At 57.5% G+C, this 10,389-nt stretch carries 11 protein-coding genes; 6 read left to right on the top strand and 5 right to left on the bottom strand.

Going from position 1 to position 10,389, the window contains the following annotated elements:
• The coding region (locus JHD07_RS39635) for a copper resistance protein B (RefSeq protein WP_366863928.1) at positions 1–140 on the top strand (140 nt) is incomplete at its 5' end.
• A gap of 84 nt (positions 141–224) precedes the next feature.
• On the opposite strand, the gene JHD07_RS00760 is transcribed toward JHD07_RS39635, so the two are convergent.
• The 4 genes from JHD07_RS00760 to JHD07_RS39630 all read right to left on the bottom strand — a co-directional run bounded on the left by JHD07_RS00760 (position 225) and on the right by JHD07_RS39630 (position 2,829).
• Positions 225–542, bottom strand: coding sequence for a cytochrome c (locus JHD07_RS00760; protein WP_291617980.1), 318 nt, complete (start codon positions 540–542; stop codon positions 225–227).
• A gap of 292 nt (positions 543–834) precedes the next feature.
• A complete protein-coding gene (locus JHD07_RS00755) occupies positions 835–1,179 on the bottom strand; it encodes a hypothetical protein (RefSeq protein WP_291617978.1) in 345 nt (114 codons plus the stop codon).
• A 248-nt stretch (positions 1,180–1,427) separates the two neighbouring features.
• The gene (locus tag JHD07_RS00750) at positions 1,428–2,387 is read right to left on the bottom strand and encodes a TolC family protein (RefSeq protein ID WP_366863927.1); all 960 of its coding nucleotides are present in this window, start codon (positions 2,385–2,387) and stop codon (positions 1,428–1,430) included.
• Entirely contained in the window at positions 2,335–2,829 is a 495-nt protein-coding gene (locus tag JHD07_RS39630; RefSeq protein WP_366863926.1) for a TolC family protein, read from the bottom strand. Before JHD07_RS39630 ends, JHD07_RS00750 begins: the two co-directional genes overlap by 53 nt.
• A 158-nt stretch (positions 2,830–2,987) precedes the next feature.
• Between JHD07_RS39630 and JHD07_RS00745 the strand changes: the two genes are divergently transcribed.
• The 3 genes from JHD07_RS00745 (at position 2,988) to flgF (ending at position 5,293) form a co-directional block, all read left to right on the top strand.
• Positions 2,988–3,221: a hypothetical protein gene (locus JHD07_RS00745; protein WP_291617976.1), complete on the top strand. Its 234-nt coding sequence runs from the start codon at positions 2,988–2,990 to the stop codon at positions 3,219–3,221.
• 388 nt (positions 3,222–3,609) lie between these two features.
• Positions 3,610–4,164, top strand: a complete 555-nt coding sequence (locus JHD07_RS00740; RefSeq protein WP_291617974.1) for a hypothetical protein — start codon at positions 3,610–3,612, stop codon at positions 4,162–4,164.
• Between the two features lie 388 nt (positions 4,165–4,552).
• Positions 4,553–5,293: a flagellar basal-body rod protein FlgF gene (gene flgF / locus JHD07_RS00735; RefSeq protein WP_291617971.1), complete on the top strand. Its 741-nt coding sequence runs from the start codon at positions 4,553–4,555 to the stop codon at positions 5,291–5,293.
• A 234-nt stretch (positions 5,294–5,527) separates the two neighbouring features.
• Here flgF and JHD07_RS00730 read toward each other — a convergent pair whose 3' ends face one another.
• Positions 5,528–5,905 (bottom strand): NrsF family protein, encoded by a 378-nt coding sequence (locus JHD07_RS00730; RefSeq protein ID WP_291617969.1) that lies wholly within the window; start codon positions 5,903–5,905, stop codon positions 5,528–5,530.
• A gap of 945 nt (positions 5,906–6,850) precedes the next feature.
• Between JHD07_RS00730 and JHD07_RS00725 the strand changes: the two genes are divergently transcribed.
• Positions 6,851–7,696 (top strand): metal-dependent phosphohydrolase, encoded by an 846-nt coding sequence (locus tag JHD07_RS00725; RefSeq protein ID WP_291617967.1) that lies wholly within the window; start codon positions 6,851–6,853, stop codon positions 7,694–7,696.
• A 1,896-nt stretch (positions 7,697–9,592) separates the two neighbouring features.
• A complete protein-coding gene (locus tag JHD07_RS00720; RefSeq protein WP_291617965.1) occupies positions 9,593–9,775 on the top strand; it encodes a hypothetical protein in 183 nt (60 codons plus the stop codon).
• Positions 9,776–10,389: the final 614 nt, after the last annotated feature.

The raw sequence follows: 10,389 nt of genomic DNA, 5'->3' as shown, positions 1-10,389 counted from the left end.
ACGAGTTCACCAGAAATATCGCGCCCTATGTCGGCGTCAACTGGCTGCGTAAGCTCGGCGAGACGGCCAGCATAGCCAAGTCGAAGCGCGATCCGATCGACAATCTGTTCTTCGTCGCCGGCGTCCGCGTTCTTTGGTAAGCGCAAGGGATCGCGCATTTTCTGCGGCCACGGTACGGGAAGGATCGCAGACCTACTTTCCTGTGCCCTTCATCCGACCAACTGCTACATACGGTGGGGCCTGAACGTGATGCCGTTTGCGACTTGAACTTCTCGAATGTACTGCACGATGGCAGCCAGTTCCCCCTCGCTGACCTGGGGCTGTGGCGGCATATTGCCAAAGTGCCAATGATGTTGCCGGACGCCGAATTTGGCCGCGGCAAAGAACGCCGCATCTGCATGGTGCCCCGGATTGTAGAAGTCGTGGATCAGCGGCGGACCCTTCTCGGTCCCCGCCCCTCTTTCGCCGTGGCAAGTTGCGCAATTGGCCTCGAAAAGGGTCTTACCTTGCGATGCGCGAGCCGAGAGCGTGGGCTCGTCCACCTCCCTCCTCGTTCCCCTTTCGGGGCCGGTTGACCCGAACCAGAGCAAAGCTGCCACCCCAACAGCCAGTCCAGCGCCAATCGAGAACTTCAGGTAAGGGGAGGCTGCAGCTCGCATGTTAGGCTTTTCAACACGTTAAGTCGGACTTCGTACCCTTCCAGAAAGATCAATCGTTTGATCTCCATCAAAGAAGCGAGGCAATAAAGGCGACCCAATCTCGCCTTGAACTCAGGCAGGCCGTTCGCCTGCGAACGATCGCCGAGGGCCGCCGCCGCCCCGCGTCGTTTACGAACTAGTGAATGTGCTCGCCGATCGCATAGGAAATCGCTTGGAGCTTGTGTTCGGTTACGGCAGAGCTGTCGCCGACATGGATACAGCCGCTGTTAAGAAACGTCCTGAACACGCCTCGTCGATGCAGGATCGACTTGAGATCGACGAGATTGGCAATTCTCTTGCACGGTTCGCAGTGGAAGGTCAATCGTACGAGCGCGTCACCAATCCGCACGACGGTTCCCGGGGGCAGATCGTACAGGGCATCGAAGTCTAAAACGACATTCTCCCGGAGATTGCGTCCTTCAGCCCGCGGGCGGCTGTCACCGAGTGGGATGTCAGCAGCACCTGCCGGAACGGATTGCATGCGACGTTCCCTCCAATTCCGTCGCCGCTGAAGGTAACACAGCCGACGTCGCTCATCGGCAAGCCATGGCCGTTCTCGATGAACAGACGTGTGACGCTCATTCACCTTGCCCTGAGGTTCTGCGACTGGAGGGCCGAGAATACGGTCGAACCCGGCGTTTTTGCGGCTTGCGATTAGCGACAACTTAACGCAGCGAAGGTGACGGCCCCTAACTGTCTGCAACTCGCCGAGCATGGCTCGTCACCTGGTCAACGCCCATCTGGCGTTCGTATCCCGGCCCAGGAATCCCGCACCTGGTGATAGTGGAGCGATGGATCGTAACTCTCAGTCGGCAGGTTCAGGACCTGAGGGGCCAATCTCCCCACGGCGGCCAGCAGCGCATAGGAGGAGACGACGCGATCGCGTTGGGCGGTGACGAGGGCAACCCGGGCGTTCTGCAGCTCCTGTTGAATTGCCAGTATTTCGAACGTGCCGCGCTGCCCCGCGCGATATTCTTGCAGGACGCCCCGGAACGCGAGCTCGGCGGCCTGCACCTGAGCCTCGGCCGAGTCGACTTGGGCCTTCGCTGCGTTTGTTGCGCTCCAAGACTGAACCGCAGTGGCTCGCGCGAGCTTGCGCGCCGCTTCAAGCGCCAGCCGCTTCTGACCGGACGCCTCCTTGGACTGGCGAATTCTGGCATATTCGCTACCTCCTTGATAGATCGGAACGACAACTCGGCTTACGATCGACGCATCCAGGCTTTGGGCTGGAAATGTCAGGTTCTGGTCCGGCATCACGTCCCACCGGCGCTTGAGGCTGGCTTCCAGCGTCACCATTGGATAGAGCGCGCCTTCTGCGATTTTCGTTTGCAACAATGCGACGTCCACGCCGTAAGCCGCTGCGGTGACGGCAGGATGCTCGCTACGGGCGAGGCTAATGGCTCGATCGAGAGTCGATGTGGTAAACCGATCGACCGGGGAGCCCGCGACGAGCTTTCCGGGCTCGCTGCCGATCACCCGTTCGAACGTGGCACGGGAGGTATTGTAAGCTGCCTGCGCAGTGGCGACCTCGGTTCGCGCCGCCGCCAGGCGGGATTGCACCTGTGCGATGTCGGTCGCGGTCACCTCGCCAATCGCCTGCCGATTCCGCGTCACGTCGAGCTGCTGGCGCAGCAAGTCAAGGTTGCGCCTTTGCAGCTCCAGGATGGCGGCATCCCGTAGCACGTCCATGTAGGCAGTTGCCGCATCCAGCAGGAACCGTCTGCTCCATCACCCGGAGCGCTTCTCGCCCTGCGAGAACCTGGTTCTCCGCCGCTCGTACGCGGTTGGAAGTCTGGAATCCGTTGAACACCGACTGCGTGCCTGAAAGGCCGATGCTGCGAGGCGCGGTGGTTGACGTCTGCCGCTGATCGTCCGCCCCTTTTTCATCCAGATACCGCTTGCCGAGGTCTGCCGTCATCTCGAGACGAGGGCGGTAGCCCGATAGAGCCTGAGGGACCTCCTCATCTGTGACACGGAGGCCGGCCCGCTCGGCGTTGAGCGTCTCGTTATTGCGATAAGCCTGGGCCAGAGCCTGCTCCAGCGTCTGGGCCGAACCTCCGCTTGGACAGGCGAGCAAGACCAGAATCGATCCAGCTGCCAAAATGGATTGATAAGAGAAGCCCATGGTCATCGAACGCCCCTCGCGGCAGCCAAGCGGCCGTAGAACTTTTGTTCAACCCTACGCCCGCATAGGTGAAATACTCTGCCAATTTCGATCAGTTCCTTGAAGTCCGTAACTCTAGTTGATAGCAAAGTCTACTGGGCGGGGATCAGCGAACTGCAAACCAGATGAAGAACACATGGTTCGTTTCCTTCGACAAGCCAACTTCAGGCAGGAATGGTGGATATCGGCGGGTGACCCAGTCGTTCCAAAGCGAAACCGAAGCAAGAAGCTTTGCGTCCGAACTCATGTTGCGCGGCGTTCGGCTCACTGCGGGCACGATCAATCCAGCGCAACCAAAGCGGGTTATTGCTTCTGAGCGGGATCTTGCTGCATGGCTTGCCAAGCAGGGGTCGCGGTGATCTTTTTGAGTCGCTACCCGGAATATGGTAGGGCAGAGCACCGTCTCCGCCTCTGCTTGCTTGATCCGACGAGGTGACCTTCGGCGGCGAACCGGTAGCGCGCCAACGGCATTCCGATTGCTCAACAAGAAAAACCGCCGCCGCAAAATCGGACAAGCAGATTTCGTCGAGAGTTACCATGTCTTCGCCAGGAAAGGACTCCGGCAACAGAGCTACGCCGACTTGATTTCGCGCATCGTGGTCTCTTGAAGCACCGTGCCCTATCGCTCTTGAAGAGCGCCATGGAAAATGGTTGGAGTTGAAGCCGATAGGGCGACCATGGCGAAACGCTGTCGGCAGCAGGCCGGCTCGCTGGGCGCTGAGACGATCTTCAAAACCGGAGCATCGTATGGCACGGATCGCCGCAGCAGTCGCACTTTTCGCAGCAGCAATCGGAGTGATCCTGCTCATGATAGCTGACGAAAACTCGCTCTCGTCGTTTCTCGCCTATTCGATCCTTGTATCGGCCTGCGTAGCCGGACTGCTTGCAGTGAACAAGCCGCTGGCGCGGCTGTGGCGGGGATGGACCGGACCATATCCTTTGCACATGATTTGCATTTGGATATGCCGGATTGGCGTAGTGAAAGACAAAACTCAAATGATCAGCTTCCTGACGACCCTTCAGGAGGGCGCCAGGAAAGGCGAACTCGACTTCTACGGTCAGCTGATGACTGAGAATAGTCGGCCGGAACTGACAAGAATACCAAGCGCTCACTTTGACGATCACGCCATCGACACCAAAGCCGTGATGGCCGCTAAGTATAACAATGAGCAAGTCTGCACCTTCAGGTCGCGCGAGAAATCAAGCGCACTGACCAGCAGCGGCGAGTGTTATTGCAATCTTCATGTGAACAGGAAGGTCCTCAGGCTCGTAATGGGTATGTGGGACAATACGCATGATTGATGGAATGTGTCGGCTTGCCGACGTCAGCCAAATCTACGACGAACTGTGAGTGGAATTGGCTGAAAAGCTTGGGCGTGCGGCCTCAGGTTCACGGGCGATCCGCTGATTGCGCAAGGGGCCGATCATCTCGTTGCTGTGACCTCGGCAAGCCTAATCCGGCATTCGAGCGGCTTGTGCCTATCCCGCCAATTCGCTCCTTATCGTTTGTTCGACGAGGCCCCTTGTGCGCCTTTACGCCCGCATCCCAGCGCGAACGACGCCACCAAGGGCCCCGCACGATTGGGTGCGGCTTCATATGCGCTGGCCTTCGGCGAATGAGGGACCCGGCCAGATGCAAGCCCGTACAAGCCGACCTATAATTGGGGGCGAATCATCAGGGAGATGCGCGTTGGGTGAAACAACCCTCATTTACCTCTCTCGCGTAATGGCGCTCCACCGTAAGCTCGAGACGCTTGCGCAGAATGTTGCCAATGCCGAGACGACAGGTTTTCGGGCGCACCAGCTCTCGTTCCATGAATACCTGAAGTCAGAAAAGGGCTTTGGTGATTCCGGAAAGAAGGAGCGTCCATCCTCTCTCGTCGCTCCGCATCTCCAGACGGTCAGCTATTCGCAAGGATCGCTTCAGGCAACAGGCAATCCGCTGGACGTCGGAATTGACGGTGAGGGATATCTGGTCATTCAGACTGATGCAGGTGAGCGATACACAAGGAACGGATCACTCACGGTCAATGGTGACGGTCGGCTCGCGACATTGGATGGACAGCTTGTATTGGGTAAAAACGGGCCGATTTCGGTCCCCGCGAATGAGGGGCAGATCACCATCGCATTCGACGGAACGATCAGCAGTGCCAAGGCGGTGCTCGGTCAGCTCCGTCTGGTTCGTTTTGAAAATCCCCACGCACTGCAGAGTGTCGGCAGCGGCCTCTTGAGTTCTAATGAGCCGCCCAGCGACGCTGCGCCCATCAGTGCTCGGATAATCAGCGGGTTTCTGGAAAAATCAAACATGGACATTACGCGTGAAATGGCCAATCTGTCCGAGATTGTTCGTTCCTATGAAATGGTTGCCAGACTGCTTCAGAAGTCGCAGGACGCCGATGATATAAATAAGCTAGGCAGTGTCCCGGACTGACAAAGGCGACAGCATTTCGACATCCCTGCAGGGTCTCCACAAGAAGGGGCCGGTCGAAGGAAGTTTCAGTGCGGATGAGCCGGGGAGTGCGGAGCGAGAGAAATGGACACTTCCAGAGCGAAACATGAATGTCAAAGCGACCCTGCGTAGTGCCAACGATTTCTCAACAAGCTTGCACCAAGGCTGGCTCCGGCGAGCGTGGATCGCATGATGATCAGAAGGTACCAGAGGATGTCAGGAGGTCGTTGCCGAGGAGCAGTGAACGGCATAGCCGAATACGCAGAGTGTACCTGAAGCATGGCCTGCGATAGCCCCTGCCCTTTTGAGATTGCCAGGCATGCTCCGCCGCATCGCCCAGAACGTCATGGCGAAAGGTACGATCTCGATAACGGGGATTGAAATGACACACTCAACCCAGTCTCCGCTCAGAACGACCTCGGACCAATGAAATTTTTCGCCTGCGACAATGCCGATTAACGCGATCAATGAAATCGTGAGCAATGGCGCAAGCAAGAGTAGTGTTGAGGTCTTCGGACGGCCCTTTGGTTGCCTCAACCGATAAAGAAATATCGCAGAAGGTAATCGGGTGAGGGCTTCGGCAGTGATTAGCACGCCGAGCTTCCCCCGAGCATGATCACGGAGGTCCAAACGCTACCCAGTAATTGGTGCAGAATGACGATACTCAAGCCTGTATGTCGTTGCCAATACGTAAAGCGAGGAGACTTCGCGCTTCACCGTAGCCGAATGGAACGACTGGCCACGGGCGTCGCGGCCGGAGCGCTCTCCTTTGATCTTCCAAGTTCGTTGGAGGAGTCGGCATCTCGGTTGCATCCTTGCCTCGGGGCCGCTGTTGATCCTCGCCCATGCCATTGGCGCCTGGATACTGACCTACGACCGCACCCCCGTCTCCGTACTCCATCGCGGGCTGATCGGCCGACCTACGTTTGCCGCTGACAAATCGGGAGGTCCTGTCTGCGTAGGACGGCCCCGACATTAGCATTGATCAAGATCAAAGTGCTTTTGGACAGATCGCCGACTAGACGCGCGGCGCGCTCGAGGCGCATCAAACGCGGTTGCGCGTCGAAGATCAAGTTGACGGTTCGCCTTCTCACCTCAGCGGCTCAAGCCGCTGCGTCAGCGGTGCTGGGTCGTCAATCTGGTCTGCTCGATCATGATGAGACCTCCTGGATTTGGTGAGAACAACGGCGCTCGTCCGCAGGCATTGTTTTAGCTGCATCAACCAAGGGACGCGCGCTTTGACCTGGCGCAAGCTGGACGCTTCCGGAGCCTCTAAACTGGTTGCGAAATTTCGCTCTAATCAGGGGCGCATGTGCGTGCCCATCAGATTATAACCGTCAACTCGATCACGTTTCGGAGGGAGGGTCCATCCGCCGCCGCGCGATCGGAACGGAGCGAAAGCGCGTACGCGGGCTCAGCTTTGTTCTTGGGCCCCGACAATCCTCCGTCACCTCGATGGGTGAAGCGGCCAGAACCTTCGACGCCTTTCATCGGCGCCGTTAACGAAATTAGCCGGATTGACTTAGATAGGGTGTTCAGATGATCACCATTCCAGAACTGGTAGCGCAAACGCTAGCATCGTTTCTGACCTCAGATACACGAGATCGATTTGGTTCTTCGCATGCCCGATTGGCTGAAGTGCTTCCGTTCGCAGCCAGGCTCACGTTGGAGTGCATCGGTAACAGCGACGCCCTATATCACAACATCGAGCATTCAATGCTCGTTACTCTCGCAGGACATGACATCCTGATGGGGCGAATGTTGTCGCGGCCGACAACAGCCGTCGATTATGCGAACTTCACCTTAGCGTGCCTCACTCATGATATCGGATACGTACGCGGAATCGTTCGAGGAGATAGCGAGGACTCCTTTGTCGTAGATCTGAGTGGTCGTACAATTCGTCTCCCGCGTGGGGCATCCGATGCTGCGCTCGCGCCCTACCATGTCGATCGCTCAAAGTTGTTTGTCTCAGAACGCCTCGACGGTGTCGAGGAAGTGGACGCTGCCCGAATTGCCCGCGCCATCGAATATACGCGATTCCCGTACACGGAATCTTCAAACGACGAGCTGATTGAGGAGGAAGGCATGTTGTTGCGCGCTGCCGATCTCATCGGTCAGCTTGGGGATCCGAACTATCTGAGAAAGGCAAACGCTCTGTTTTACGAATTTGAGGAGATCGGCCTAAACAAGAAGCTCGGTTACGAGACGCCCGCCGACGTAGTTTACAAGTACCCGCAGTTCTATTGGAATAACGTCGCTCCGCAAATTCAGACCGCGATACGTTATCTCAATATCACCTCCAGCGGGCGCCTATGGATAGCAAGCCTATATAGCAATGTGTTCCGAGCTGAACGCGATCCGAGCCTGTCGGGTCCACAGCGTTGATCATTTTGCTAGTGCCTGCATTGCGGTAGCATCTCATGGTTTGGCGGCTCTGCTAGGGGCGTCGGCACATGCCGCGCCTCGAGATGGGCCCCCGTGCCGAGTGAGGCCGCTCTCGAGTAGCGAGTACCCGGAATCAGGAGTGAGTGAGAAGTTGGGATCCTGCTGTTCTTGAGCAGCAGCATAGGGGTCGAACGGTGCTCTCTGAATAACTATAGTGGCCGCAGCGGCGCAGAGGCTCATTAGGCACTCAGCGGCTTGTTGCCCCTCAACGCCTTTGGAGAGTTGGAGACCGATATACTACTTCATGACACGGCAGTTTTGGAAGACGCCCATCCGGTCATGGGCGAATACAGATTCGATGTTGGCAAGGCGAGAGAGAAACGCTTGCACTTGTGCAACCCGGGATGCCTAGAGTGGCCGCGGATGAGCCGGGACCATGCGCTCCGATTGATAAGATTGATAAGCGCGAGTAGAGCCACGATCGCGCTCTTGGCGCCCAGATCGGCGAAACTCGCCAAGTCTATGACACCAGGCTATTTCAGCCCAGACTCAGCAAAGCATGAGCGGTGAAGGAGAGCCACATTCCCAGCTGGGCTGCCGCTCACCGAGTAAGTAAATTGCATCAGTAAAACGCGGTGACCGTCCGGTGTAGCGGGTCAACTCCACGAGTTCAAAAAGGAAGGCTTTACAACGCACGCAATTAAGGGCCCGATGACGTCTATTATTGCCGATCCTCATATCTTCCGCAGCGATGATCACCTCGTTTTACCCGAACAATTTCCCGAAGGGGCGGGTCGCAGCGTAGCAGCGTGTAATCCCGTTGAGGTGCTGGTACACGCCAACAAAGAGTCTCACCTGCGGCCACGACATACGAATGTCCGTCGCGTAACTCATAGCTGCAAGAGTCAGGCCCCTTCATCTTGTCTTGGGCGTGCGCCTGGGCTACCGAAGCCAATATCAAGAATGCGAACAAGAAAACACGCATTTGTTTCTCCTAGAGTAAGACAGCTTTGGAAGCAAGGTGCACCGGTGGACGATGGTTTGAACTTAGACTTGGCCACCGAAAATTGCCGATTGATCGCAGGAAGAAAAATAATCCGGTACGTCCAGCTGGGGTTTGACTTGGATCAACAATGATTGATCCGTCGAAGCCGAACTGAACCGCTCCGGGCTGCCGGACGCCATTTGGTTTAAGTTATGCCGCCAAGGCGGGTTGCTCCAGCATGGCGCAGGAGCACCTACAATGGTAGCACGTTGGCCGCCGGATGTCTGAATTGTGTTTCATCGTCGGTCGAGAGCTTATCAAGGGTGGAGGTCGATCCGCCCCATTGATATCCCTTGAATCGACCCCGACGGCACCCATGTCGCTGCGGCTTTCGAGGTTGAGCACACGACCTCGATCTATTCCAGAATCGTGCGCATGCTCGACCTCACCCTGAGCAGCGATCTTCATGCGACGGTGGCTTGTTTTGGGTTGCTCCCGATTCACGCGAAGAGGAGGTTCGGGCGCAGCTTCGTCGTCCTGCATTCAGTCGCGTGGCGGATCTTCAGGTCGCGCTTCGTGCCTTACGGCGAGTTGGAGAAAGGAAGCCATCGTGCGCTTCGGGGCCCGAATGAAAGGCGTTCAAGCGATCCCGCGGACCCTTTTGACCGATGAATATCATCGATCGCGCTCGGGCATAAGCCTAGAGGCGCACCAACAGACCACAAGCTGCGCACCTGGGCTGGCGTCGCGCGCCAGCCAGCAATCTGGCAGGGATTGTTTAGCGCCGCCACTCAGAGCAAACAACTTCGACTTGATCTGACGGTTAATTTCCGCGGCTGGCCGAGACCTCGAAGTCCGGCCGGCTGCTACGAGTTCTGTTGCGGTGCCTGCTTTTTGAATGGAGCAGGTGATTGAGCATGCTGGTCTGGAGACGATTGCGCGGATACGGCGGGATCGCTTCATTAACGGTAGAGATCGCCCGCGACCTGAAGGTATCCCGGACCACGGGCCGGAAGGTGCTCAGCTCGGTTGAGTGCGCGATGGAGCAGAGCGGGCCGGGCGCCGTGGCGAAGGCCAGAACTCAATTTTCATAGAGTCGTGCACGACATTGTTCCGATATCGGCGGGTCGATCAGCTACTCGAACGTCTGCTCTTGGAGCCTCATTGAGCTCGACTAGATTCGAAAGAGAGCCGTCAAAAGGGAGCACGCTAACAGCATTGCCGAGAAAGCCCAGTCGACCGCGGCTTTATTGTATGACGCCGCGCATTCAGCGCTCAGGCTCTTACAGTACCACACGTGCCCCCCTTTGGCTCTGGAGAGGTCCGTCCCTAGCGCGAACGGATTGTACATGGCGGTCGCGGACAGGGGTTTCAATGACTGTCGCTCGCAGAAGCGAATGCCCTTTCCGAGATGCGGGGCGATGCGCTCCTTGGCGAAAGCCATAATGTTCTGGCGAGCAGTCTCATCGTTCGGCAGAGCGCGTTCGACAAGCTTTGAACGCGAGGTACTCTTTCCGCTCATCGGCACAGAGCCGCGCTTCGCGGTCGGATCCATCCTTTTGGGATTCAGTGGCCATCACGTAGTATTTCCGACGGATGCGGTCCGGAAACGCAACTTCGGTGACCTCCGCGGATGAAGGCTTGTTGAACGTTCTTGCTATGGACTCGTCGTCCCCCTTGCTTCGGGCGGAAACGCGCCCCGCGCGAC

Source organism: Bradyrhizobium sp., assembly GCF_016462955.1.
Taxonomy (GTDB): domain Bacteria; phylum Pseudomonadota; class Alphaproteobacteria; order Rhizobiales; family Xanthobacteraceae; genus Bradyrhizobium.
The sequence above is the reverse complement of the archived record's forward strand: the minus strand, read 5'-3'. Positions and strand labels throughout refer to the sequence as shown.

Excerpts from the sequence above, each read along its gene's own strand:
- JHD07_RS00725 (WP_291617967.1), top strand. The coding sequence starts at position 6,851 with ATGATCACCATTCCAGAACTGGTAGCGCAAACGCTAGCATCGTTTCTG.
- JHD07_RS00750 (WP_366863927.1), bottom strand. The coding sequence starts at position 2,387 with ATGGACGTGCTACGGGATGCCGCCATCCTGGAGCTGCAAAGGCGCAAC.
- JHD07_RS00745 (WP_291617976.1), top strand. The coding sequence starts at position 2,988 with ATGAAGAACACATGGTTCGTTTCCTTCGACAAGCCAACTTCAGGCAGG.
- JHD07_RS00755 (WP_291617978.1), bottom strand. The coding sequence starts at position 1,179 with ATGCAATCCGTTCCGGCAGGTGCTGCTGACATCCCACTCGGTGACAGC.
- JHD07_RS00740 (WP_291617974.1), top strand. The coding sequence starts at position 3,610 with ATGGCACGGATCGCCGCAGCAGTCGCACTTTTCGCAGCAGCAATCGGA.
- JHD07_RS39630 (WP_366863926.1), bottom strand. The coding sequence starts at position 2,829 with ATGACCATGGGCTTCTCTTATCAATCCATTTTGGCAGCTGGATCGATT.